This is a genomic window from Rhizobium sp. Leaf311 (genome assembly GCF_001423445.1).
Lineage (GTDB): Bacteria > Pseudomonadota > Alphaproteobacteria > Rhizobiales > Rhizobiaceae > Agrobacterium.
The window spans coordinates 65,450-90,519 of sequence record NZ_LMNZ01000007.1; the positions used below are offsets into that span (position 1 = coordinate 65,450).

Genomic DNA, 25,070 nt, shown 5'->3' on the forward strand with positions numbered 1-25,070 from the left:
ATGATACGCTTTATTATGTCGGACCTCAGACGACTCTGGTCCGGATCTGTCGTGGTGATCCTGCTTGTCGCCATGGCAACCGCTCTTGGTGTTACCGTCACCCTGCAGGAGCGGGCTCTTCGATTGGGCACGGCGCGGGCCGCAGACAAGTTCGATCTTGTCATCGGCGCAGCGGGCAGCGAAACCCAGCTTGTGCTGTCATCCGTCTTTCTGCAAGCCGCTCCTCTCCCCCTTGTCGGCGGCGAAACGCTGGCCGCACTCTCCAAGGATCCACGGGTGGCATGGGCCGGGCCGGTTGGCTTCGGAGATTCATTTGCCGGCTATCCAATAGTCGGCACGACGAATTCGCTGATCGAGAACACCTCCGGCGGATTTACCGAAGGCAGCGGCCTGAAAGACGCGACAGATGCGGTTATCGGTTCGGCCGTCGATCTCCCGCTTGGCGCAGACATCAAGCCGATGCATGGCGCAGCGGAAGAGGGCGGTCACACCCATACGGAGATTACCTATCACGTGGAAGGTCGCTTGAAGCCGACGGGCACCCCGTGGGATCGTGCCATTCTGGTGCCGATCACGTCTGTCTGGCATCTCCACGGCATGGGCGGTGGCGAGCATGATCATGACCACGATCATGGGGCCGAGGGCGAAATAAAGCATGACGAACACGATCATGGGAAAGACCCTCAACACGAACACGAACACGAACACGAACACGAACACGAACACGAACACGAAGAAGGGCAAGGGCACGAAGAAGGGCACGAGCACGAGCATGTGCCGGAATCCGGTCTGGTCGAAACATTCGACGCCGAAACGCCCGGTGTGCCTGCCATTCTGGTAAAGCCGAAGTCGATTGCCGATGCGTACAAGCTGCGCCAGCAGTACCGGCAGGGAAATACCCTTGCTGTCTTCCCGGGAGAGGTCCTGACCAAACTCTATGCGACGCTCGGGGATGCGCGCGAGGTGCTGTCGGTCGTTGCCATCGGCGCGCAACTGCTCGTGGCTGCGTCTCTTATTCTCGTCACCTTGACCCATGTCGTCCAGCGGCGCAGGCAGATTGGAGCGCTGCGCGCGCTCGGGGCGCCGCGTTCGTCCATTTCACTCATTGTCTGGGTGGAACTGTTCACACTCTTTGCCAGCGGCATAGCTCTTGGCTTTGCGGTCGGCTTTGCTGCCGCCAAAACCATCACCGCTCATCTGGTCGTGAAAAGCGGCGTTGCCATGCCCGTCGAATTCGCGCGATCCGACCTGTTGCAGCTCTCTGTCCTCCTGGCAGTCGCGGCGGTTCTGGCAATTCTGCCGGCGTGGCTTGCCTACAGACAATCGCCTGTCGAAGCGCTGCGCAGCTGACCAGAGCGACGCTCTCCTAGGGGCGTCTTGACCAGACGTTCAGGCCGCAGGCTAACTCTTGCGGCCTTTTCCTTCGACCATTTCGCTCAGGGAGGGTCGATATGCGCCTTGTGGAAGATGTCATCCTGGGGCGGAATGGCCTGTCTCTCGATCATGCGGTGGACACGCGGGCGCGTATCGCCACGGTGAAGTTTGAGAATGCCGTCCCAGCTCTCCGCATCGGCCTGGGTTCGCCGTTGATTGTGCCGCACATATTCCACCCAGGTCGGAACATGGTAGATTTCCGTCCAGATGTCAGGATTTTCAAGGTCACGCATCAACGTCCAGTTCTGCGCTCCGTCCCGCAGGCGGATGCGCCGGCGTTCCACCATCAGCGTCATGAACTCCGCCAGATCGGAATCGTCGATTTCATAGTCGACCATGATGGCGATGGGACCGCTTCTCGGTTTGATATCGAGGCGAAGATTGGGTTCGACGAAACGGTTGAGCGGGTCGAGATTGAGCGACGCAAAGGCAGGCATGGCCAATTTGAACCCGACCACGACGCCAAACAGCATCAGCACGCACGAACAGAGCAGGGAGTAGGACAGGCCGTAATTTTCTGCCAGCGAGCCCCAGAGCCAGCTGCCTACGGCTATGCCGCCGAATGTCAGGGTCTGGTAGAGCGAGAGGGCTCTGCCGACCACCCAACGGGGGGTGGAAAGCTGCACGATGGTGTTAAAGAGGGAAAGAGCGAGAACCCAGCTTGCGCCGGAGACCGTCAGCACAAGAGCGGTCAAGATCGCGTTGGTGCTGACCGCGGTGACTGCGGCACTCAGGGCAAAGCCGAGAAATGCCACGCGTACGATCCATTCGCTGCTCAGGGCTTCACGCAGGCGGGCGCTGATCAGCGCGCCGCCGATGGCGCCGACGCCGAAGGCTCCCAGCATGATGCCGTAGGTCAGCGGTCCACCCTGCACCAGATCGCGGGCAACGAGCGGCATCAAAGCCAGAATGGCGCTGGCTGAAAGGCCAAAAAGAAAGCCGCGCACCAATACCTTGCCGATATTGGGCGACATGGCCACGTAGCGCATCCCTGCGGAAATGGCCGCCAGCAGCTGTTCACGCGGAAGCGTCGAGGTATTCTTCGGCGGCTGCCATTTGATCAGCGCGTAGATGAGCGTGAAATAGCTGAAGGTGTTGACGAGAAACGCGGCTGCAGCACCCGCTATGGCAACAATCACGCCGCCGATGGCCGGGCCGACGCTGCGGGTGATGTTGAACCCGACGCTGTTGAGCGTCACCGCTGCCGGCAAATCCTCGCGCGGCACCATTTCCCCGACAGAGGCCTGCCATGAGGGATTGTTGAGTGCGGTTCCGCATCCGATCATGAAGGTGAAAAACAGCAGCAGCCACGGCGATAACCAGTCGGACCATGCAAAAACGGTCAGCATGACGGACGCGGTCAGCATCAACAGCTGGGCCGAAATCATGATGCGACGCCTGTCAAAACTGTCGGCGAGCGCCCCGGAAACGAGCGAAAACAGCATGATCGGCAGGGAGGTCGATGCCTGCACCAGCGCAATCATGTTTTCCGAAGACGACAGCGCCGTCATCATCCAGGCTGCACCGACCGCTTGGATCAGCCCGCCGAAGTTCGAGGCGATGCTTGCAAACCATATCGTTCGGTAGGTTTGATGCTTGAGCGGTGCAAGGGGAGATTTTCTATCGGGCACGGGCAGTCCAATGATGCAATTGCTGGTGATCCGGCTGACACTATAGACGCCGTTTGGAAGGATGCCACTGTTTCAGCCCGTGCCACGGTAAAATTGTGACGAAAGGCAATTTCGCTGCATGTCAGCGCCATCCTTGCATTGTCGGCGATTAGGGTTTATACCGTCTTTCAAATTCTTGATCGTCTGATGAAGAGTGGGGCCGCAAGGCTCCGCTCTTTTTCGTTAGGCGCCCCAATAACCGGGACAAAGCGTTCCGGTTGCAGACAAAAGACCGGAAGGCCAGAATGGCAGACGCCGAACCAAGACTGATAACCGAAACAGGCATCGACCAGCGGATCGCGGAAATTATCGAACCGGTTCTGACCGGAATGGGCTTTCTGCTGGTTCGCGTGCGCCTATCCAGTCAGAACGGTTCGACATTGCAGATCATGGCCGAGCGTGAAGACGGCACCATGACCGTGCAGGACTGCGAAGCGCTGTCCATGGCGATTTCTCCTGTTCTGGATGTGGAAGATCCCGTCGAGAAGGCGTATCATCTGGAAGTGTCATCGCCCGGCATTGACCGGCCAATGGTGCGAAAGATGGATTTTGTTCGCTGGCAGGGCCATATCGTCAAGGTCGAGACATCGATCCTGGTTGATAACCGGAAGCGTTTTCGCGGCAAGATCGCCAGCGTGGAGGCCGATGGCTTCAAGCTTGAGCGCGATCAGATTGCATACGGCGAGGAGCCGGTGGTCACCATACCATTCAATACGCTTTCCGACGCGAAGCTCATTCTGACGGACGATCTTATTCGTGACGCCCTGAAGGCGGACAAGCTGGCCAAGGCCGCTGCCGCCAATCAGAACGAAGAAGCAGACGAAGACTAAATCCAACGTAAGCCCTGACAACGCGGGCAAAACGACTGACGGAGACACAAAAAATGGCAGTAAGTGCTAACCGGCTTGAGCTTCTGCAGATCGCCGATGCTGTGGCGCGCGAAAAGGTCATCGACCGAGAAATCGTGCTGGCCGCAATGGCCGACGCTATCCAGAAGGCTGCCCGCTCGCGTTATGGTTCCGAGACCAATATCCGCGCAGACATCAACTCGAAGACCGGTGAAATCCGTCTGCAGCGTCTGCTCGAAGTTGTCGAAAAGGCCGAAGACTACGGCACGCAGATCCCGCTGGAACTGGCGCGCGACCGCAACGTCGATGCCAAGATTGGCGATTACATCGCTGATCCGCTGCCGCCAATGGATTTCGGCCGTATCGCTGCCCAGTCCGCCAAGCAGGTTATCGTCCAGAAGGTTCGCGAAGCTGAGCGTGACCGCCAGTACGACGAGTTCAAGGATCGCATCGGCGAAATCATCAACGGTACCGTCAAGCGCGTGGAATATGGCAATGTCATCGTCGATCTAGGCCGTGGCGAAGGCATCATCCGTCGCGATGAGATGATTCCACGGGAAAACCTGCGTTACGGCGACCGCGTTCGTGCCTTCGTCTACGATGTGCGCCGCGAACAGCGCGGTCCGCAGATTTTCCTGTCGCGTACCCATCCGCAGTTCATGGTCAAGCTCTTCACCATGGAAGTGCCTGAAATCTACGACGGCATCATCCAGATCAAGTCTGTGGCCCGTGATCCGGGTTCGCGCGCCAAGATCGCCGTGATCTCCAACGATAGCTCCATCGATCCCGTCGGTGCCTGCGTCGGTATGCGCGGTTCGCGCGTCCAGGCGGTTGTCGGCGAGCTTCAGGGCGAAAAGATCGACATCATTCCATGGAGCCAGGATCCTGCTTCCTTCATCGTCAACGCCCTTCAGCCGGCGGAAGTCGCCAAGGTCGTTCTGGATGAAGAAGCCGAGCGTATCGAAGTCGTGGTGCCGGATGAGCAGCTGTCGCTGGCCATTGGTCGTCGCGGTCAGAACGTGCGTCTGGCATCGCAGCTGACCGGCTGGGATATCGACATCATGACGGAGCAGGAAGAATCCGAGCGCCGCCAGAAGGAATTCAACGAACGCACCGGCATCTTCATGGAAGCGCTGGATGTGGACGAAATGGTTGGTCAGGTTCTGGCTTCGGAAGGCTTTGCGCAGGTTGAAGAACTTGCTTACGTCGATCTGAGCGAAATTTCCTCCATCGACGGTTTCGACGAGGATACCGCTGTCGAAATTCAGACTCGCGCCAAGGAATATCTTGAGCGTATCGAGACTGAAATGGATGCCAAGCGCAAGGAACTCGGCGTTTCCGACGAGTTGCGCCAGATCGAAGGCCTGACATCGCAGATGATGGTGGCCCTCGGTGAGGAAGGCGTGAAGAACATCGAAGATCTCGCCGGCTGCGCGGCCGACGACCTCGTTGGTTGGAGCGAACGCAAGGACGGCGAAACCAAGAAGTTCGACGGCATCTTCTCCAAGCTCGACGTTTCGCGCGTCGAAGCCGAGAACATGGTCGTTCAGGCCCGCCTTCTGGCTGGCTGGATTACCGCTGAAGATCTTGCTGCAGAGCAGGAAGAGGCAGCGACCGAGGAGGCGGATACCGCCGATCAGGAATGATTTCGCAAGCGCATGAGCCTGATGACCTGCTGGACGATGAGCGGCGGGTCGAAGGTACAGGCAGCGAGCGGACGTGCATTGTAACGCGGCAGATTGGAACACCCGACGAGTTGGTCCGTTTTGTCGCAGGCCCGGACAAAAGCGTTGTGCCGGACCTGAAACGCCAATTGCCAGGGCGCGGATGCTGGGTCACCCCCGAACGCGCCCTGATCGAAAAGGCCATTGCGAAAAAGCTTTTCGCACGTGCCTTGAAGACAGATGTAAAGGCTGGACCTGAACTCCTGGAGTTGATGGACCGGCTTCTGGCGCAGCAACTGGCCGGTATGATGAACATGGCGCGCAAGGCGGGCCAGTTCATCAGCGGGGCCACCAAGGTGGATGCGGCTGTCCGTTCCGGAAATACCCTTGCGGTTTTCCATGCCACGGATGCTGCCGCCGATGGCGTCAGAAAGATAAACCAGGCCCGAAAGGCCTGGACCCTCGGTTCAGGAACCGAGACAGAAATACCGTCCTTTCATCTGTTCAGTGAGCAGGAAATGGACGAACTGATGGGCCAGAATGCTTTTATCCATGCCTGCGCGCTTGCGGGACAGGCGGGTGAGGGTGTAGTGAAGCGCGCAAAGGTGCTTGAGCGGTATCGCCATGGCGAGAAACCTCAAGGCGAAATTGACGCTGCCCGGACGGAAAGACAATGACGCGGTTATCGGACATGACCGTCTGCCGCGTTCGGATACAGCAATTGTAGAGACTAGAGTCTGGTGACGTCATCCGGCTCTCGTCTGAAGGAACGGGAACGGAATGACCGATAACAACGACGACAAGACACTCAACGCACCAGCCAAGAAGACCCTCACCCTCAAGCCGGGTGGAGCGTCTCAGGGGACTGTGCGTCAAGATATGGGTCGAGGTCGCACGAACGCGGTTGTGGTGGAAACACGCAAGCGCCGTCCCTTGCGTCCTGAAGACGAAAAGCATGTTGTAACGCCGATTACACCACAGCCACGCCCGGCGGCACCTGCTGCCGCCGCCGCGCCTGCTGCTGCACGTCCGCAGCAGCCACAGCAGCGCGTCCACCAGTCCGGCAACCAGCAGCGTCAGCAGCCATCGCAGCAGCAACCTCGCCAGCCTGAGCGTCCGCGCGGAAACGTGCTGCACGATCTGTCTGCCGGTGAGATGGATGCCCGCCGCCGTGCGCTCGCAGAAGCGCAGGCCCGCGACATCATCGAAGCCAAGCAGCGCGCTGAAGACGAAGCCCGTCGCAAGGTAGAAGAAGAAGCGCGCCTTGCCGCAGAAAAGGCAGAAGCAGAACGCCGCGCGAAGGAAGAGGCCGAAGCTGCAAAGCTCGCTGCTTCCCAGCCGCAGACGGAAGAAAAGGTCGAGCGTCCGGTTGAAAGACCTGCCGCTGCCGCTGCTGCCCAGCCTGCCCGCCAGGATGGACGTCCGCAGTCAACGACCCGCACAGCTGCGCCAACGCCAGCCGCTCCCCTGCCGCTCCCGGCTCGTGGTGCTCCAGGCGCTCGCCGCGTCGAAAAGGATGATGATGACGATCGCGGTCCACGCCGTGGCAACCTGCCGGTTCGCGGCAAGGTCGCGGCACCCGCACCGGCAAAGCCTGCTGCCCGTCTGAAGACGGAAGAAGAGCGTCGCCGTGGCAAGCTCACCGTCACATCCAACCTTGAGGAAGATGGCAGCCCACGTGGCCGTTCGCTTTCCGCCATGCGCCGTCGTCAGGAAAAATTCCGTCGTGGCCAGATGCAGGAAACCCGCGAAAAGGTCATGCGCGAAGTCATCCTGCCTGAGACCATCACCATTCAGGAACTGTCGCAGCGTATGTCCGAACGGGCTGTCGATGTGATCAAGTATCTGATGAAGGAAGGCCAGATGATGAAGCCGGGCGACGTCATCGACGCCGATCTGGCTGAACTGATCGCTGGCGAATTCGGCCACACCGTCAAGCGTGTTTCCGAATCCGACGTCGAAGAAGGCATCTTCAACATCTCCGACGACGATGGCGGCGAACTCGTGTCGCGTCCTCCTGTCGTTACCATCATGGGTCACGTCGACCACGGCAAGACATCGCTGCTCGACGCCATCCGCCAGACCAGCGTTGTCTCGGGTGAAGCCGGTGGCATCACCCAGCATATCGGTGCCTATCAGGTCGAGAAGAACGGTCACAAGATCACCTTCATCGACACCCCCGGCCACGCCGCCTTTACGGCCATGCGTGCTCGTGGTGCACAGGCAACCGACATCGCCATTCTGGTTGTCGCCGCTGACGACAGCGTGATGCCGCAGACGATTGAATCGATCAACCACGCCAAGGCGGCCAATGTGCCGATCATCGTGGCGATCAACAAGATCGACAAGCACGAGGCAAACCCCGAAAAGGTTCGCCAGCAGCTTCTGCAGCACGAAGTCTTCGTGGAATCCATGGGTGGTGAAGTTCTTGATGTCGAAGTCTCTGCCAAGAACAAGCTCAACCTCGACAAGCTGCTCGAAGCCGTTCTGCTCCAGGCCGAAATTCTCGACCTGAAGGCCAATGTCAACCGCACTGCGGAAGGCACGGTCATCGAAGCGCAGCTCGATCGCGGTCGCGGTGCCGTTGCAACGGTTCTCGTCCAGAAGGGCACTCTGCGTCCGGGCCAGATCATCGTGGCCGGCGACCAGTGGGGCCGTGTGCGCGCGCTCGTCAACGACAAGGGTGACCACGTCAAGGAAGCCGGTCCGGCCATGCCGGTCGAGGTTCTCGGCCTTTCGGGTACGCCATCTGCCGGTGATCGCTTCGCGGTCGTCGAAAATGAAAGCCGTGCCCGCGAGATTTCCGAGTACCGTCAGCGTCTGGCCCGTGACAAGGCCGTGGCACGTCAGACTGGCCAGCGCGGTTCGCTGGAACAGATGATGAGCCAGCTACAGACCTCCGGTCGCAAGGACTTCCCGCTGCTCATCAAGGGCGACGTGCAGGGCTCTATCGAAGCCATTGCCGGTGCATTGGAAAAGCTGGGTACGGACGAAGTCCGCGCACGCATCATCCATTCGGGTGCCGGTGGTATCACCGAGTCGGATATCTCGCTTGCGGAAGCATCGAACGCAGCCATCATCGGCTTCAACGTTCGTGCCAATGCACAGGCTCGTACCGCTGCCGAGCGGGCTGGTATCGAAATTCGCTACTACAACATCATCTACGATCTGGTGGATGACGTGAAGTCTGCGATGTCGGGCCTCCTGTCTCCGGAACGTCGCGAAACCTTCCTCGGCAACGCGGAAATCCTGGAAGTCTTCAACATCACCAAGGTCGGCAAGGTTGCCGGTTGCCGTGTGGTCGAAGGCAAGGTGGAACGTGGTGCAGGCGTTCGTCTGGTGCGCGACAATGTCGTCATCCACGAAGGCAAGCTCAAGACGCTCAAGCGCTTCAAGGACGAAGTCTCCGAAGTGCCAGTCGGTCAGGAGTGCGGTATGGCGTTCGAGAATTACGAAGACATCCGCGCTGGCGACACTATCGAGTGCTTCCGCGTAGAGCACATCACCAGAACGCTCTAAGCGTTTCGCCACAACGAAAATAGAACTGTCGGGCGCCGGCTTATACTGACCGGCGCTCGCTCTGTTTGAGGCAATGACACTATGGTAAAAGCAACATCATCCGCGCCTTCGCAACGCATGCTGCGTGTTGGCGAGCAGGTGCGCGCTGCGGTGACCCAGATTTTGCAACGCGGCGAAGTCCGTGACGATCTGATCGAGAAGACGGTGATTTCCATTTCCGAGGTGCGCATGTCGCCCGATCTGAAGATCGCGACCGCCTACGTGACGCCGCTTGGCGTTTCCGATCATACCGACACGATTGCTGCGCTGAACCGCCACGCGAAATATCTGCGCGGCCGCCTTGGGCCCCATCTGCGGCAGATGAAATATGTGCCGGAACTCCGCTTCCGCGACGATACGAGCTTCGACAATTACAAGAAGATCGACGCGCTGCTGCGCTCGCCGGAGGTGCAGCGCGATCTGGGACCTTCAAACGAAAAAGACGACGAACAGAACTGAAGCATGTCCAAACCACGCAAACAGCAGAACCGTAAGCCCAAGGGCCGGCCGATTTCCGGCTGGCTCATTCTCGACAAGCCCTTCGACTTCGGCTCCACCGAAGCCGTTTCCAAGATCAAGTGGCTTTTCAACGCCCAGAAGGCCGGTCACGCCGGTACGCTTGATCCGCTTGCGTCAGGCATGTTGCCGATTGCGCTGGGCGATGCCACCAAGACCGTTCCCTATGTTATGGACGGGCGCAAGATCTATGAATTTGCCGTCACCTGGGGTGAAGAGCGCACCACCGACGACATGGAAGGCGAGGTTCTCAACACCTCCTCAAACCGCCCGGATGAACAGGCGATCCGTGATCTCCTGCCGAACTATACCGGCACGATCATGCAGATCCCGCCGCAGTTCTCGGCCATCAAGATCGGCGGTGAGCGGGCCTATGATATTGCCCGTGGCGGCGAGGAGGTGGAGATTCCGGCCCGTGAAGTCGAAATTCATCGCATCACCCTGATTGCCTGCCCGGATGAAAACACCGCGCATTTCGAAGTGGAATGCGGCAAGGGCACCTATGTCCGTGCTCTTGCCCGTGACATGGGCCGCGATCTCGGCTGCTACGGCTTTATTTCGCAGCTGCGCCGCTCCATGGTCGCGCCGTTTTCGGAAGATGCAATGGTGCCGCTTGCAAAGCTGGTCGAATTCGAGGCCATCGAAGATCGCGATGAGCGTCTGGCGGCGCTGGATGCCTATCTCATCGATACGTCGGAAGCCCTGTCGTCGCTTCCGCACCTCATCATCAATGATGACCAAGCCCATCGCCTGAAAATGGGCAACCCTATCCTTCTGCGCGGGCGTGATGCGCCCACCCAGGAAAGCGATGCCTATGCCACCGCCCGCGGCAGGTTGATAGCCATCGGCGAGATTGCGGAAGGCGAGTTCCGTCCCAAGCGCGTTTTCGGCTAAAACAGGTCGAAGACAACGATATTCCGGCGCTCTTTTGGCGGATGGAGCAAGAGAGGCGGTGGCAATCGCCTCTTTCCTTTATGGGCCAATTGGTTTATAGGCAGCGGCAGCTTGGGCAGAGCCCGCGCTAATACATGGCCAGTGCTGGACGACATCCCGGCGCTTGGCGTCCCGTTTTTCCTTAAAATAGAAAGGATCGTCCGATGTCGATTACTGCAGAGCGCAAAGCCGCCCTTATCAAGGAATATGCCACCAAGGAAGGTGATACCGGTTCGCCGGAAGTTCAGGTCGCAATTTTGACCGAACGGATCAATAACCTGACGGGCCACTTCAAGGATCACAAGAAGGACAACCACTCGCGTCGTGGCCTTCTGACCCTGGTTTCCAGCCGCCGTTCGCTTCTCGACTATCTGAAGAAGAAGGACGAAGGCCGTTACACCAAGTTGATCGGTGCCCTCGGCATTCGCCGCTAAAATTGCAATTCCGGCGGGGTTTTTAAAGAAATTCCCGCCGGTTTTCTTCCGGCCACATGCTGGAATAGACTATTGGCAGTCCAAGTGACGCCAACAATGAGAGACGGGCCGGATGGGCCGGTGCCGTCTGATATAACCGATGACCTGTCATGGGGCAGGATTGCCGGATGCTTTAACAACACTGCGGTGTTGTCGTGTTTTAAGGGAACATGTGCTGGAGCCTCCCGCTGTCTTGCCCGTGATACGTTCTGTTCCCGCGTTTTCGTTTTGAAAACCGGGACGATATTTGAGGACAAGATATGTTCAATCAACATTCCGTGGAAATCGAATGGGCAGGCCGCCCGCTCAAGCTTGAAACGGGCAAGGTTGCCCGTCAGGCTGACGGCGCCGTCATCGCCACCTATGGCGAGACCATGGTTCTGGCCACCGTCGTTTCCGCAAAGGCACCGAAGCCCGGTCAGGACTTCTTCCCGCTGACCGTCAACTACCAGGAAAAGACCTATGCCGCCGGCAAGATCCCCGGTGGTTACTTCAAGCGCGAAGGCCGTCCTTCTGAAAACGAAACGCTGGTTTCGCGTCTGATCGACCGTCCGATCCGCCCGCTGTTCCCTGAAGGCTACAAGAACGACACGCAGGTTGTCGTCACCGTCATTCAGCACGATCTGGAAAACAACCCTGACGTTCTGTCGATGGTTGCCGCTTCGGCTGCGCTGACACTGTCCGGCGTTCCTTTCATGGGCCCGGTCGGTGGTGCACGCGTCGGCTACATCAACGGCGAATATGTTCTGAACCCGCATCTCGACGAGATGGACGAATCGGTTCTCGACCTCGTCGTTGCCGGTACGCAGGACGCCGTTCTGATGGTTGAGTCCGAAGCCAAGGAACTCAACGAAGAAATCATGCTCGGTGCCGTCATGTTCGGTCACCGCGGTTTCCAGCCGGTCATCGACGCGATCATCAAGCTCGCTGAAGTTGCCGCCAAGGAGCCACGCGAATTCGAACCGGAAGATTTCTCCGCTCTCGAAGCTGAAATGCTCGGCATCGCCGAAGCTGAACTGCGCGACGCTTACAAGATCACCGAAAAGGCTGCCCGCTACAACGCGGTTGACGCCGTAAAGGCCAAGGTCAAGGCTCACTTCCTGCCGGAAGATGGCGAAGCCAAGTACACCGCTGAAGAAATCGGCGCGACCTTCAAGCACCTGCAGGCGAAGATCGTTCGCTGGAACATTCTGGACACCAAGAGCCGCATCGACGGCCGCGATCTGTCCACCGTTCGTCCGATCATCTCCGAAGTTGGCCTTCTGCCACGCACGCACGGCTCGGCGCTGTTCACGCGCGGCGAAACCCAGGCCATCGTCGTTGCCACGCTCGGCACCGGTGAAGACGAGCAGTATGTCGACAGCCTCACGGGCATGTACAAGGAACGCTTCCTTCTGCATTACAACTTCCCTCCCTACTCGGTTGGTGAAACAGGCCGCATGGGCTCCCCGGGCCGCCGCGAAATCGGTCACGGCAAGCTGGCATGGCGCGCAATCCGCCCGATGCTGCCAACGCCTGAGCAGTTCCCATACACGCTGCGCGTCGTCTCCGAGATCACCGAATCCAACGGTTCGTCCTCCATGGCAACCGTCTGCGGCACCTCGCTTGCTCTGATGGACGCAGGCGTTCCTCTGGCAAAGCCGGTTGCCGGTATCGCCATGGGCCTCATCCTTGAAGGCGAACGCTTTGCCGTTCTGTCTGATATCCTTGGCGATGAAGATCACCTCGGCGACATGGACTTCAAGGTTGCCGGTACAGCTGACGGCATCACCTCGCTTCAGATGGACATCAAGATCGCCGGTATCACCGAAGAGATCATGAAGGTCGCTCTGGAACAGGCTCAGGGTGGACGCAAGCACATCCTCAACGAGATGGCTAATGCCATCACGGAAAGCCGTGGCCAGCTCGGCGAGTTCGCACCACGCATCGAAGTCATGAACATCCCGGTCGACAAGATCCGTGAAGTCATCGGCTCCGGCGGCAAGGTCATCCGCGAAATCGTCGAAAAGACCGGTGCGAAGATCAACATCGAAGATGACGGCACCGTCAAGATCGCCTCGTCCTCGGGCAAGGAAATCGAAGCCGCTCGCAAGTGGATTCACTCCATCGTTGCCGAGCCTGAAGTTGGCCAGATCTACGAAGGCACGGTCGTCAAGACCGCCGACTTCGGCGCATTCGTCAACTTCTTCGGCGCCCGTGACGGCCTCGTTCACATCTCGCAGCTGGCTTCCGAGCGCGTTGCCAAGACCTCCGACGTCGTCAAGGAAGGCGACAAGGTTTGGGTCAAGCTGATGGGCTTCGATGAGCGCGGCAAGGTTCGCCTGTCCATGAAGGTTGTCGACCAGACAACCGGCAAGGAAGTGGCTGCTGAAAAGAAGAGCGAAGGCGAAGCTGCCGAATAAGGCCGCCTGCGCTAGACCCTACTGAGGCGCGGGATTTTACCCGCGCCTTTTTTCTATTGTTAGAGCGTGCCGGCTTCCAGAAAGCACACAAACGCTCGATGTCTGTTTTAACGCATGGTCCGTACGCCAAAGCGCCTCGCGCTATCGCCGGACATGCTCCGAAGGATGCTCCGATGAGCCGTGACGCTGTCAAAACCCTGTTCCACCCCTTTGCCGCAGATATGCTGGCTGCGCCCAAGGCAGGCGAGCGTGTCCTGTTTCTGGGTGCGGAAGCCGGCGCCCCGCGTCTGGATGGTTTCGACGCAGAGATCGTCTCGGTGCAGAACCTGCGCCCGCTTTACCGCGCATTGCAGGCGCAAGGATCAGAGGTCACGCCTGACCTCTCCGGCGAAGACTATGATGCGGCCCTTATCCTGTGCGGCAAGCATCGCGGAGAAAATGAAAACCGCCTTGCGGAAGCGCTGACCCGCGTCAAGGCTGGCGGCCTGATCGTCGCTGCCGGTTCCAAGGAAGACGGCATCGTCACGCTGCGCAAGACGCTGTCAAAGCTCGGCATCGAGGCTGAATCGACACCGAAATATCATGGCGTTGCGATCTGGTTCGGACGTCCCGAAGATGTCTCCACTGCCGTTTCCAAGCTCAAGCAGGAAGCCGTCACCATCGAGCGGCGCTTCACTGCCATGCCGGGCATGTTCTCGCATGATCGCATCGATGGTGGTTCCGAACTTCTGGCCTCGCGCCTGCCCACGGATTTCGATGGCAATGCCGCGGATTTCGGCGCTGGCTGGGGCTACCTCTCCATCATGTTGGCCGAAAAATCTCCGCGCACCGCTCGTATCGACCTTTTTGAGGCCGACTGGAACGCGCTGGAATTTGCCAAGACCAATCTTCTGGAAAACTGCCCGCGCCTGACGACCCGCTTTTTCTGGCAGGATCTGGCCGCAGAGCCGCCGAAGGAAAAATACGATCTCATCATCATGAACCCGCCCTTCCATGCGGGTGGACAGGCCGCAGAGCCTGCGCTCGGTCAGGCGCTGATCAAGACGGCGGCAACGGCGCTTCGCAGCGGCGGCAAGCTGCTGATGGTCGCCAATCGCGGTCTTCCCTATGAGACGGTTCTGTCGAGCGAGTTCCGCAAGAGCGAAGAAGTCTGCCGCAACTCCCGCTTCAAGATTCTAAGCGCGCAGAAGTGATGGGTTTTACGGTCTACGCAGACTAACTCAGCAACCATGCCCATGCGGAAACGGTCAGCACGCCGAACAGCGTCGAAATGCTGATCGTGGATGCAGCAACGCTGTGGCCTATGCCAAAACGGTTGGCCAGCAGCCAAGAATTGATGCCCGTCGGTACGCATGAGGTCAGGACAAGCGCGGCGGTCCATGCCGGGCTAAGGCCAAGGGCATGGGCAGCGACCCATACGCAGGCTGGCAACAGGATGAGCTTGAAGGCTGTCATCGTGACAGCAATGCGCAGGTTGCCCCGAATAGGATATTTGGTCAGGGCCATGCCGAGGGAAATCAGGGCGGTCGGCCCGGCAATCGCAGATATCTGATCGATGACTGTCATCATCACCAGTGGCATGGGCAATCCGGACAGGTTGAAGCAGAGACCCAGAACGACCGCAATGACCAGCGGGTTCTGCACCAGATTGCGCCCGACCTGACGAAGCACGGCAAGCGTCCCGCGCTTTTCACCACCAGTGACCTTGTGTGATGCATTCTCCATGAGAATGGTTCCGGCGATCATCATGATGGGAAGGTGGACCGCAAGCAGAATGGAAATGGCAACGATTCCATCGCTGCCAACAGAGCGACCGACCAAGGGAAGCCCGATGAAGATGTTGTTGGCAAATGCCGACGATATGCCGGCGATCACACCGATCCGCAATTCCTGTTTGAACACGTGCCGCGTCACGAGTTGGCCCGCCGCCCAGGTTATCGCGACCCCGGTGAAATAGGTGAGCCAGAGCTTGAATGGCGAGGCGCCGTGGAAATCGGCTGTCGCAAGCGTGCGGAAAATCAATGCCGGAACTGCAATCTTGAAGACGAAGTCGCTGAGGACATCGCCCGCCTCCGCCTTGAACAGCTTGACCTTCACCGTCATCCAGCCAATGAGGATGAGAAGAAAGATCGGCGCGACATTAACGGCGACAGCATACATTACGGAAAGGACTTTCGCGGAGCCTGAAGAGGCTTCCGGTCTAAAGCATATGCGCCGCTCAAACAAACTAATTTGCTGCAGGTCAGGAAATTGCAGCAGGCTTGACCGGACAAGAAAAAAGCGGGGTCGCCCCCGCCTTGATCCGCTCACTGCGTCAGTACATCCGTGACGAAGCGATGCGCATTCTATAGCAAGGCTTCGTGACAGGCACATGACGTGTATTTTTCACGTCAGAAGTGTTGTCAGCGCCCGTCACGGCGCGGTTTTGGCTTTTCTTAGTCGCAGAAATCTTTAAGACCGAGTTCCGGATAACGCATCCGTCGATGCGGTTCGGACAAGAGGCTCATGACAAAATTCGACGTACTGACCGTTGGCAATGCCATCGTGGACATCATCTCCCGCTGCGATGATCGCTTTCTCACCGACAACGCCATTACCAAGGGCGCCATGAACCTGATCGACGCCGAGCGCGCCGAGCTGCTCTATTCGCTGATGGGCCCGGCTCTGGAAGCATCCGGCGGAAGCGCTGGCAATACGGCAGCGGGCATTGCCAATTTCGGCGGACGCGCCGCCTATTTCGGCAAGGTGGCAGAAGATCAGCTGGGCGAGATTTTCCAGCACGATATCCGCGCCCAGGGCGTCCATTTCGAAACGGCACCACGCGGCACATTTCCGCCAACGGCCCGCTCGATGATCTTCGTTACCGAAGATGGCGAGCGTTCGATGAACACCTATCTGGGTGCCTGCGTGGAACTGGGTCCTGAAGATGTCGAGCCTGCCGTCGTTGCGGAATCGAAAGTGACCTATTTCGAAGGCTATCTGTGGGACCCGCCGCGCGCCAAGGATGCGATCCGCGATTGCGCCCGCATTGCCCATGAAAACGGCCGCGAAGTGTCCATGACGCTCTCAGACAGCTTCTGCGTCGGTCGTTACCGCGAGGAATTTCTGGAGCTGATGCGCTCCGGTACCGTCGATATCGTTTTCGCCAACAAGCAGGAAGCGCTCTCGCTGTACGAGACGGACGATTTCGAGCTGGCTTTGACGAAAATTGCCGCAGACTGCAAGCTTGCGGCGGTCACGATGAGCGAAGAGGGCGCAACGATCCTTCGTGGTTCGGAGCGGGTCAAGGTCGATGCCTATCCCGTCCACGATGTCGTCGACACGACGGGAGCGGGAGACCTTTTCGCGTCAGGTTTCCTGTATGGATATACGCAGGGCCGTTCTCTGGAAGAGTCCGGCAAGCTTGGATGCCTTGCGGCGGCCGCTGTCATTCAGCAGGTTGGGCCGCGCCCCATGTCATCGCTGCAGGCGCTTGCGAAGAAGCACGGCCTTATTTGAACGCCTCGCCGGGATAGGCGCCCCAGATCTCGCTTTGAGAAACCCAGCCGGTCACCTGACCGGCCTGGGCCTTGCACCAGTCGCCATTGCACTCACCGATGCCGATCTGAACGCCCGGCTCAAGTTTCGCCACAACGGGCGCTCCGGACTGTGCCTCGCGGCGCATGTTGACATAGACATCCTTGCCCTTGCCGCGCATCCACGGGGCCGCCACGGCGGTTCTTTCACCCGAGAGCAGTGCCTGGTTGACCCAGCCTTCCGTGCCATCGGCATCACGGATGCGCCGCCAGTTCTCATATTCCTGGATGATTTCCACCGGCATTCCCGATTTCATGTACATCCAGGACACCGCGTAATCGGTGCTGGGGCCGATACGCATGTTGACGCGCTTTGATTTCAGGCTGACGAAGCGTGGCAATGGCAGGCCGCTGGCACCCTTGGCGGCGCCCTGCGCAAGCGCCGGTACGCTTGCGGCGTTGAGAAAACCCAGCGACAATGCAATGCAGACAATAGAAACAATGCTACGCATGTCGGTTTCCGTTTCCTTGCGGTTTGGTAGTTGAGGCGGCAGTCAGGCCTACCATTTCCGAAGTCGATGACGACAACATGCGAGATTTGTTTGTCTTCGCCGGCGGGTCTGGTAGAAACGCCCCTGGTGAAGGAAATTATCGCTCTTTTTGGTTAACGACCTCTGAACAAGGTGCCTGCTGACAATGACGAATAAGAAGAGACCGACCGTCTATTTGACACGCAAACTGCCGGATCTGGTCGAAACCCGTATGCGCGAGCTGTTCGATGCGGAACTCAACATAGAGGACGCTCCCCGAACGACTGCCGAACTTGTCGGCGCCATGCAGCGGGTGGATGTGCTGGTGCCAACCGTGACCGATCGAATTACGGCTGACATGATCGAGCAGGCAGGCCCGCAATTGAAGCTGATTGCCGGATTTTCAAACGGCATAGACCATATCGATGTGGATGCGGCGGCCCGCAAGGGCATCACCGTCACCAACACGCCAAATGTTCTGACCGAAGACAGCGCCGACATGACCATGGCCCTTGTTCTGGCCGTTCCACGGCGGCTGGTGGAGGGCACGCGGGTGCTGGCCAATGGTTCGGACGAATGGCGCGGCTGGTCGCCCACATGGATGCTGGGACGGCGTCTGTCGGGCAAGCGCATCGGCATCGTCGGCATGGGCCGCATCGGCACCGCCGTTGCCCGTCGCGCCAAGGCCTTCGGCCTGTCGATCCATTATCATAACCGCAAGCGCGTCAATCCGGCCACCGAGGCGGAGCTGGAGGCGACCTATTGGGATAGCCTCGACCAGATGCTGGCCCGTGTCGATATCGTCTCGGTCAACTGCCCCTCGACGCCCGCGACCTATCACCTCATTTCCGCCCGTCACCTGGCGCTGATGCAGCCCACGAGCTACATCGTCAACACCGCGCGTGGCGATATCATCGATGAGGCAGCGCTGATCCGTTGCCTGATGGATGGCAAGATCGCGGGCGCAGGTCTGGACGTCTTCGAAAACGAGCCGGTGGTGAACCCCAAGCTCATCAAGCTGGCCAAGGAGGGTAAGGTCGTCCTCCTGCCGCATATGAGTTCGGCAACCATCGAAGGCCGGATCGATATGGGCGACAAGGTCATCATCAATATCCGCGCCTTCTATGACGGCCACCGCCCGCCCAACCGGGTGCTGCCCGGCAGGAGCTGATCAGGCGAGGCGCTTCATCATCTCGATGGAGGTCACGCGCGTGAAGCCGGGATGGGAGTTTTCCGCCGTCTTTGAAAAGCCCCAGGCAGAAAACCGGCGATGGTTGCCCGTAAGCTCGATCCGCGTTTCCAGACGAAGCGTCGCAAGACCCAGAGTGCCGGCAAGCTCCTCTGCCTTTTGCAGCAGGGCAAAGCCCACACCCTTGCCCTGCGAAGAGGGCGAGACGGCGAGCTTGCCGATGTAAAGGCATGACGCCTCCGGCCTGCAAAAAATACATCCCGCCAGATCGTCGCCAACAAGCGCGACAAAGGCAATCTCGTCTCTGGCTTTCTGCGCCAGATTGTCCAGCGTCAGCCGGTGCGCAGATGAGGGGGGATCGATAACCCCGTCCATATAAGAAAATGCAGATAATATCAGTGCCAGCAGGTCTTCGAATTGTTTAAAGTCTTTATCAATACGGCGAATCTCGATCATCTTTTCCCTTCGCGTCTCTTGTAACGAACTGTTTCAAAACGGGCTGCCAGCGCATCGTAGAGCAGCAGTCGCCCGATCAGCGGCTCACCGGTCTGCGTGATGACCTTGATCGCCTCCATCGCCATGATCGTGCCGATCACGCCCGTCAGCGCGCCGATAATGCCGGTTTCCGCGCAGGATGGCACGACGCCCGCAGGCGGCGGGGCGGGGAAAAGATCGCGGTAGCGGGGAAGCAATGTGCCATCAGGGCCGGTTTCATAGGGTTTCAGCGCGGTCACGGACCCATCGAAACGGCCAACGGCCCCCGTCACCAGCGGCACCTTCGCTGCCTCGGCCGCGTCCGCCGCGGCATAGCGTGTGTCGAAATTGTCGGAGCCATCAATGACGAGATCGAAGCCCTTCAGATGGTCATGCGCCCAGACGAGGGAGAAGCGCTCCTCGAAATGCATCGTGCGCACATGCGGGTTCAGCCGTGCGATGGAGCGGCGGGCGCTTTCGGTTTTCAGCTCGCCGATGGTGCCGGTATCGTGGATCACCTGCCGCTGCAGGTTGGAGAGCGAGACCACATCGTCATCGATAATGCCAAGCGTGCCGACACCCGCCGCCGCCAGATAATACAGCACGGGTGCGCCAAGCCCGCCAGCGCCAATGACCAGCACTTTGGCAGCCTTCAGGCGCTGCTGGCCGGTGCCGCCGATTTCCGGCAGCAGGATATGGCGCTTGTAACGTTCGATTTCCTCTGGCGTCAGGGCATCCAAAGTCGATTCTCCGCTCATGCTCAACAGGCGATAAGCACTATCACTCGACGCTGCCGTGGGAAACATTGAAAAATTGCGCCCGGTCTCCCAGACCCGCAAACATGGAGGCATCCGTCCCGGTCATGAAGCTCTGGCCGCCCAGAGCGTGGATAAGATCGAACAGCGCAGCGCGCCGCCCTTCATCCAGATGGGCGGCAATTTCATCCAGCAGCAGCACCGGCGCATAGCCCGTCATATTGGCGGTCAGCTGCGCATGGGCGAGGATCAGACCCACCAGAAGCGCCTTTTGTTCGCCGGTGGAGCAGCGGCCTGCATCCATGTCCTTTTCCGCGTGACGCACGAAAAGGTCGGCGCGGTGCGGCCCTTCCAGCGTGCGTCCGGCGCCAGCATCGCGGTAGCGATTGTCGCGTAAAGTCGCGAGATACTCGTCTTCGAGATCGACCGCCGGACGGTGAAATTCCCCGTCCATAAAGCCGGAAAGCGTCAGCGAAGCGGTCGGAAAATTCGCATCATTGCTGCGGCTCTCGATCAGCGCTCGCAAAAGCCCCAGCATCTCGTGACGGGCAACGGCCATGGCAATGCCAAGCTCCGCCATCTGCTTTTCGATACCCTCCAGCCAGACCGGATCGAAGCGGCCGTCAGAGAGCAGGCGGTTGCGGCCGCGCATCGCCTTTTCGAAGTCACTTGCCCTGCGGCCATGGCCGGGGTCGAGCGACAGAACGAGCCGGTCCAGAAAGCGGCGGCGGTCTGAGGAGGAGCCGGTAAACAGGCCATCCATGGCCGGCGTCAGCCACAAGACGCGAAGATGGTCGGTCAGTTCATCGACGGATTTGACCGAGGTGCCATTCAGCCGCAGACGGCGCGATAGCGTTTCGCCTTCGCCCTCAAGGCCTGTGCCGATGGCAACCTCGCCATCCATACCATTGACTTCGGCGAAAATGGAAAAGCCCGCCGCCTCAGCCCCCACCCGCGTTACATCGGAAAGCGTCGCGCGCCGTAGGCCGCGGCCCGGAGACAGGAAGGAGATGGCTTCCAGCAGGTTGGTCTTGCCTGATCCATTGTCGCCGGTCAGCACCACGTGCCGCGCATCAAGGCGCAGGGCAACCTCCGCATAATTGCGAAACTCGCTCAGTTTCAGCCGGGAGAGGAAAACCTTGGCAGTCATGCCGCATCCAGAATCGTCATGGTTTCATGACCTACAACATGCGCTCGAAAATCGGAAAGGATTTTGAGAAAAAGCGCGCGCGCTTCCACCATCGGCCGTGACCGTGCCGCCGCAATCCGGTCGTCGCGCCTCTGCGCGGCGCAGGTGTCTTTGCAGAAGGTGTGCGACCGGCCTGATGGTGTGAAAAGGAACTAGTGCCAGATATCGACGCTGAGGTCGGCAGCAGCGGAGTGCTGCACCACGCGTTTGCCGTTCGGCAGATCATTGTCATAGAGCTTGGCAAGGATCGCTGCCTCGTCCAGACCATAACCGACCCACCTGTCCCGCAGCCGCTGTTCCAGAACCTCGAAAGATGGACCAACGAAGATCGTAAAGTCGAAGCTCGCTTTCAGCCGTGCCCACGGCTCTTCATTCAGCAGCAGATAGTTTCCTTCCGCCAGAATGAACCGTGTGTCGGCGGCAATGGCGCGGGCCGAGGCAATTGCGATTTCCCGGGAGCGGTCAAAGACCGGCACCAGCACCTCCTGATCCGCCCTGCGGACGGCTGCCAGAATGTCTGAGAAACCGCGCACGTCGAACGTCTCCGGCGCGCCCTTGCGGGCAAACAGGCCGCGATGTTGCAGAATGCCGTTATCCATGTGGAACCCGTCCATGGGCAGCACTTCGGCCTTTTCACCGCGCCGTGTGAGCTCGTCCCGCAATGCATCCGCCAAAGTGGATTTGCCGGCCCCAGGGGGACCGGCAATGCCGATAATGAAGCGGGCACTGTCTGACGCGCGGGCAAGGATCTCGCCCGCTATCGCATCAAGCGTCATCGTCATGCGGCGAGCGTCTCTCTCGGCGGTTCCTTGGCACCAGTCATGAAGGCCACCGCGTCAGACATGGTGTATTCCTTCGGATTGATGACGCAGAGCCGCTTTCCAAGCCGGTGGATATGAATACGGTCGGCCACTTCGAACACATGCGGCATGTTGTGCGAGATCAGCACGATCGGCAGGCCGCGGGAGCGGACGTCGAGAATAAGCTCCAGCACGCGCCGGCTTTCCTTGACGCCCAGTGCGGCTGTCGGTTCATCCAGAATGACGACCTTGGAGCCGAAGGCTGCGGCCCGTGCCACGGCCACGCCCTGACGCTGGCCGCCGGAGAGGGTTTCCACCGACTGGTTGATGTTCTGGATGGTCATCAGCCCCAGCTCGGAAAGCTTGGAGCGGGCAAACTTGTCCATGGCGGAGTGGTCGAGCTTGCGGAAAACGGAGCCCATGATGCCCGGCTTTCTCAATTCGCGACCGAGGAACATGTTGTCGGTGATCGACAGGGCAGGCGACAGAGCAAGGTTCTGGTAGACGGTCTCGATCCCGGCATCGCGGGCTTCGAGCGGCGTCTTGAACTGCACCGGCTTGCCTTCCAGACGGATCTCGCCTTCATCCGGGCGTATGGCGCCCGAAAGAGCCTTGATCAGAGAGGACTTGCCCGCACCATTGTCACCGATGACGGCAAGGATTTCGCCCGGATAGAGATCGAAATCCGCATTGTCGAGGGCAGTCACGCGGCCATAGCGCTTGACGAGGCCATGGGCGGAAAGAATGGGTTGCCTTGTGGTATCCGTCATCACACGCCTGCCTTTCTGATCCACTGGTCGATTGCGACGGCGGCGATGATGAGCCAGCCGGTCAGCATGACCTTCCATTGCGGGTCCGCACCCAGCATGTTGAGACCCATGGACACGACACCCACGAGCATGGCGCCGAACAGGGTTCCGAGAATGGAGCCGCGTCCGCCGAAGAGCGAGATGCCACCGATAACGGTCGCGGTAATGGCCTGAAGGTTATAGTCGGTCACGGCTGCGGAGGGTGAGATGGAGCCGTTACGACCGATGGCCACCCACGCCGCAAAGGCAGCGATGATGCCTGCGACCGTATAGACGCTCAACAGAACCTTGCGGGTCTGAATGCCGGAAAGCTTTGCAGCTTCCGGGTCATCGCCAACGGCGTAGACGTGGCGGCCCCAGGCCGTGTGGTTGAGGATGTACCAGAGCAGCGCGACCAGAAGAACCATGGCAATCACGCCAAGGGTCAGAATGGCACTGCCCATACGGAAATTCGTGGCGAAGATCTGCAGCAGAGGCGCGTTTTGCGACACATCGGCATCGCGGATCGTCTGGTTGGCCGAATAGATGAAATTCGTCGCCATGACGATGTTCCAGGAACCGAGCGTCACGATGAACGGAGGCAGCTTGACCACGGCGACAAGGAAGCCGTTGAACAGTCCGCACAGACCGCCGACCACAAAGCCCGCAAGGACCGCGACGCCGCTCGGCAGGCCATAATTCACGGCAACATTGCCCATGACGACGGAGGAAATCACCATCACCACGCCGATCGAAAGGTCGATACCGGCGGTCAGGATGATCAGTGTCTGCGCTGAACCGAGAATGCCGACAACGGCGATCTGCTGGAGGATCAGCGTCAATGTATAGGATGAAAAGAAGCGTCCGCCGATGGTCAGGCCGAAGATCGCGATCGACAGGATCAGCACGATCAGTGGCACCGCCGCGGGCGTCGAGTGCAGGAAGTGCTGCGCGCGCTTCAAGGGTGAAATCTTTTGATGTTCGAAAGAAGCGACGTTCTTGTCGCTACCATCGAGCACCTGCTCAAATTCCTGTATTCCGCTCATGGTTTCTCCTCCCGCTCGCCAGCCCAAGCCATCCAAGGCGCCCGATTTTTAGCCGGATAATCTGACAGCGAAGTCTTTTGGGCGACGCGGGCCGGGCATTGAGCCCGACCCGCATGAATGCATCACAATGAAGGGATCAACCCCAGCACTTGGCAAGGCCTTCCTTGACGCTGATCGAAGGCACGCCGGAAACCGGCTTGTCGGTTACGAGCGATACGCCGGTATCGAAGAAGGACTTGCCTTCAGTCGGCTTTGGCTTTTCGCCTGTGTCGGCAAACTTCTTGATTGCCTCGACACCAAGGGCTGCCATCATCAGCGGGTACTGCTGCGATGTCGCGCCGATGACGCCTTCCTCAACGGATTTCACGCCGGGGCAACCGCCGTCAACCGAGACGATCAGCACATTCTTTTCCATGCCGACGGCCTTCAGCGCCTGGTATGCACCAACAGCTGCAGGCTCGTTGATGGTGTGGATGACGTTGATGCCCGGGTCCTTCTGGAGAAGGTTTTCCATGGCCTTGCGGCCGCCTTCTTCATTGCCGTTCGTCACGTCATGGCCAACGATGCGCTTGTCGTCTTCGTCGCCAATCTTGGTTGCGTCCTTGGGGTCGATGCCGAAGCCCATCATGAAGCCCTGGTCGCGAAGAACGTCGACGCTCGGCTGGTCAGGGGTCAGGTCGAGGAAGCCGACCTTGGCATCCTTGGCCTTGTCGCCCATGGTGCCCTTGGCCCACTGGCCGATCAGCTTGCCCGCCAGCAGGTTGTCGGTCGCGAATGTGGCATCGGCAGCGTCGACCGGGTCGAGCGGCGTGTCGAGAGCGATGACGAGAACGCCTGCGTCACGTGCCTTCTTGATGGTGGGAACAATGCCCTTGGTATCGGATGCGGTGATCAGGATACCCTTTGCGCCATCGGCGATGCAGGATTCGATGGCAGCCACCTGGCTTTCGGAGTCGCCGTCGATCTTGCCGGCATAGGACTTCAGCGTAACGCCGACTTCCTTGGCCTTGGCGGTAGCGCCTTCCTTCATCTTGACGAAGAAGGGATTGGTATCGGTCTTGGTGATGAGGCAAACCGATGTGTCGGCAGCCGAAGCGACAGATGCGAAAGAAACGCCAAGCGCAAGCGCGCCGAGAAAGGCGGAAACGGTGCTCTTCATGTAGTCCTCCCAATGGTGAGACAAGTGCTTCTTCTGAAGCGACTGTTGCGGCCCTTCTCCTCCAAGATCCGGTGCCACTGGCGCAGATGGAAACACCAAATTGGCGGCCTGTCAATAAATAAATCCA

Annotated in this window: 22 protein-coding genes; 12 read left to right on the plus strand and 10 right to left on the minus strand. The window is 59.3% G+C overall.

The window, feature by feature from the left end; translation table 11 throughout:
- Positions 1-1,350, plus strand: a complete 1,350-nt coding sequence (locus tag ASF69_RS10720) for an ABC transporter permease (RefSeq protein ID WP_062587330.1) — start codon at positions 1-3, stop codon at positions 1,348-1,350.
- 86 nt (positions 1,351-1,436) lie between these two features.
- Here ASF69_RS10720 and ASF69_RS10725 read toward each other — a convergent pair whose 3' ends face one another.
- The gene (locus ASF69_RS10725) at positions 1,437-3,065 is read right to left on the minus strand and encodes an MFS transporter (protein WP_082469698.1); all 1,629 of its coding nucleotides are present in this window, start codon (positions 3,063-3,065) and stop codon (positions 1,437-1,439) included.
- 284 nt (positions 3,066-3,349) lie between these two features.
- On the opposite strand from ASF69_RS10725, the gene rimP reads away from it, so the two are divergent.
- The 9 genes from rimP to ASF69_RS10770 all read left to right on the plus strand — a co-directional run bounded on the left by rimP (position 3,350) and on the right by ASF69_RS10770 (position 14,691).
- Entirely contained in the window at positions 3,350-3,934 is a 585-nt protein-coding gene (gene rimP / locus ASF69_RS10730) for a ribosome maturation factor RimP (protein ID WP_062587332.1), read from the plus strand.
- Positions 3,935-3,987: 53 nt separating this feature from the next.
- Entirely contained in the window at positions 3,988-5,598 is a 1,611-nt protein-coding gene (gene nusA / locus ASF69_RS10735) for a transcription termination factor NusA (RefSeq protein WP_062587333.1), read from the plus strand.
- Positions 5,595-6,293: an RNA-binding protein gene (locus tag ASF69_RS10740; protein ID WP_062587334.1), complete on the plus strand. Its 699-nt coding sequence runs from the start codon at positions 5,595-5,597 to the stop codon at positions 6,291-6,293. Before nusA ends, ASF69_RS10740 begins: the two co-directional genes overlap by 4 nt.
- A 103-nt stretch (positions 6,294-6,396) precedes the next feature.
- Entirely contained in the window at positions 6,397-9,135 is a 2,739-nt protein-coding gene (gene infB, locus ASF69_RS10745; protein ID WP_062587335.1) for a translation initiation factor IF-2, read from the plus strand.
- Between the two features lie 81 nt (positions 9,136-9,216).
- Positions 9,217-9,633: a 30S ribosome-binding factor RbfA gene (rbfA, locus tag ASF69_RS10750; RefSeq protein ID WP_062587336.1), complete on the plus strand. Its 417-nt coding sequence runs from the start codon at positions 9,217-9,219 to the stop codon at positions 9,631-9,633.
- Positions 9,634-9,636: 3 nt separating this feature from the next.
- A complete protein-coding gene (truB, locus tag ASF69_RS10755; protein ID WP_062587337.1) occupies positions 9,637-10,584 on the plus strand; it encodes a tRNA pseudouridine(55) synthase TruB in 948 nt (315 codons plus the stop codon).
- A gap of 203 nt (positions 10,585-10,787) precedes the next feature.
- Entirely contained in the window at positions 10,788-11,057 is a 270-nt protein-coding gene (gene rpsO / locus ASF69_RS10760; protein ID WP_062587338.1) for a 30S ribosomal protein S15, read from the plus strand.
- A 299-nt stretch (positions 11,058-11,356) separates the two neighbouring features.
- Positions 11,357-13,498: a polyribonucleotide nucleotidyltransferase gene (gene pnp, locus ASF69_RS10765; protein WP_062587339.1), complete on the plus strand. Its 2,142-nt coding sequence runs from the start codon at positions 11,357-11,359 to the stop codon at positions 13,496-13,498.
- A gap of 173 nt (positions 13,499-13,671) precedes the next feature.
- Complete coding sequence (locus ASF69_RS10770; protein WP_062587340.1) at positions 13,672-14,691, plus strand: class I SAM-dependent methyltransferase; 1,020 nt, start codon at positions 13,672-13,674, stop codon at positions 14,689-14,691.
- A gap of 22 nt (positions 14,692-14,713) precedes the next feature.
- Here ASF69_RS10770 and ASF69_RS10775 read toward each other — a convergent pair whose 3' ends face one another.
- Entirely contained in the window at positions 14,714-15,658 is a 945-nt protein-coding gene (locus tag ASF69_RS10775) for an AEC family transporter (protein ID WP_062587341.1), read from the minus strand.
- A gap of 345 nt (positions 15,659-16,003) precedes the next feature.
- Between ASF69_RS10775 and ASF69_RS10780 the strand changes: the two genes are divergently transcribed.
- A complete protein-coding gene (locus ASF69_RS10780; RefSeq protein WP_062587342.1) occupies positions 16,004-16,996 on the plus strand; it encodes an adenosine kinase in 993 nt (330 codons plus the stop codon).
- Here ASF69_RS10780 and ASF69_RS10785 read toward each other — a convergent pair.
- On the minus strand, positions 16,989-17,525 hold the full coding sequence (locus tag ASF69_RS10785) for an SH3 domain-containing protein (RefSeq protein ID WP_062587343.1): 537 nt from the start codon (positions 17,523-17,525) through the stop codon (positions 16,989-16,991). The two genes, ASF69_RS10780 and ASF69_RS10785, sit on opposite strands and share 8 nt — an antisense overlap.
- A gap of 184 nt (positions 17,526-17,709) precedes the next feature.
- Between ASF69_RS10785 and ASF69_RS10790 the strand changes: the two genes are divergently transcribed.
- Positions 17,710-18,714, plus strand: a complete 1,005-nt coding sequence (locus ASF69_RS10790; protein ID WP_062587344.1) for a D-glycerate dehydrogenase — start codon at positions 17,710-17,712, stop codon at positions 18,712-18,714.
- Here the strand turns inward: ASF69_RS10790 and ASF69_RS10795 are convergent, their stop codons facing one another.
- The 7 genes from ASF69_RS10795 to ASF69_RS10825 form a co-directional block, all read right to left on the minus strand.
- Positions 18,715-19,188, minus strand: coding sequence for a GNAT family N-acetyltransferase (locus ASF69_RS10795; protein ID WP_062587345.1), 474 nt, complete (start codon positions 19,186-19,188; stop codon positions 18,715-18,717). It abuts the gene before it with no gap.
- Positions 19,185-19,946, minus strand: coding sequence for a molybdopterin-synthase adenylyltransferase MoeB (moeB, locus tag ASF69_RS10800; RefSeq protein WP_062587346.1), 762 nt, complete (start codon positions 19,944-19,946; stop codon positions 19,185-19,187). The genes ASF69_RS10795 and moeB overlap by 4 nt, the downstream gene beginning before the upstream one ends.
- A 40-nt stretch (positions 19,947-19,986) precedes the next feature.
- The gene (gene recF, locus ASF69_RS10805) at positions 19,987-21,111 is read right to left on the minus strand and encodes a DNA replication/repair protein RecF (RefSeq protein WP_062587347.1); all 1,125 of its coding nucleotides are present in this window, start codon (positions 21,109-21,111) and stop codon (positions 19,987-19,989) included.
- 191 nt (positions 21,112-21,302) lie between these two features.
- Positions 21,303-21,932 (minus strand): nucleoside triphosphate hydrolase, encoded by a 630-nt coding sequence (locus ASF69_RS10810; RefSeq protein ID WP_062587348.1) that lies wholly within the window; start codon positions 21,930-21,932, stop codon positions 21,303-21,305.
- Positions 21,929-22,720 (minus strand): ATP-binding cassette domain-containing protein, encoded by a 792-nt coding sequence (locus tag ASF69_RS10815; protein ID WP_062587349.1) that lies wholly within the window; start codon positions 22,718-22,720, stop codon positions 21,929-21,931. The genes ASF69_RS10810 and ASF69_RS10815 overlap by 4 nt, the downstream gene beginning before the upstream one ends.
- Positions 22,720-23,784 carry an ABC transporter permease gene (locus tag ASF69_RS10820; protein WP_062587350.1) on the minus strand — a complete coding sequence of 355 codons (1,065 nt, stop codon included), beginning with the start codon at positions 23,782-23,784 and terminating at the stop codon, positions 22,720-22,722. The genes ASF69_RS10815 and ASF69_RS10820 overlap by 1 nt, the downstream gene beginning before the upstream one ends.
- 136 nt (positions 23,785-23,920) lie before the next feature.
- Positions 23,921-24,943: a sugar ABC transporter substrate-binding protein gene (locus ASF69_RS10825; protein ID WP_062587351.1), complete on the minus strand. Its 1,023-nt coding sequence runs from the start codon at positions 24,941-24,943 to the stop codon at positions 23,921-23,923.
- Positions 24,944-25,070 lie beyond the last annotated feature (127 nt).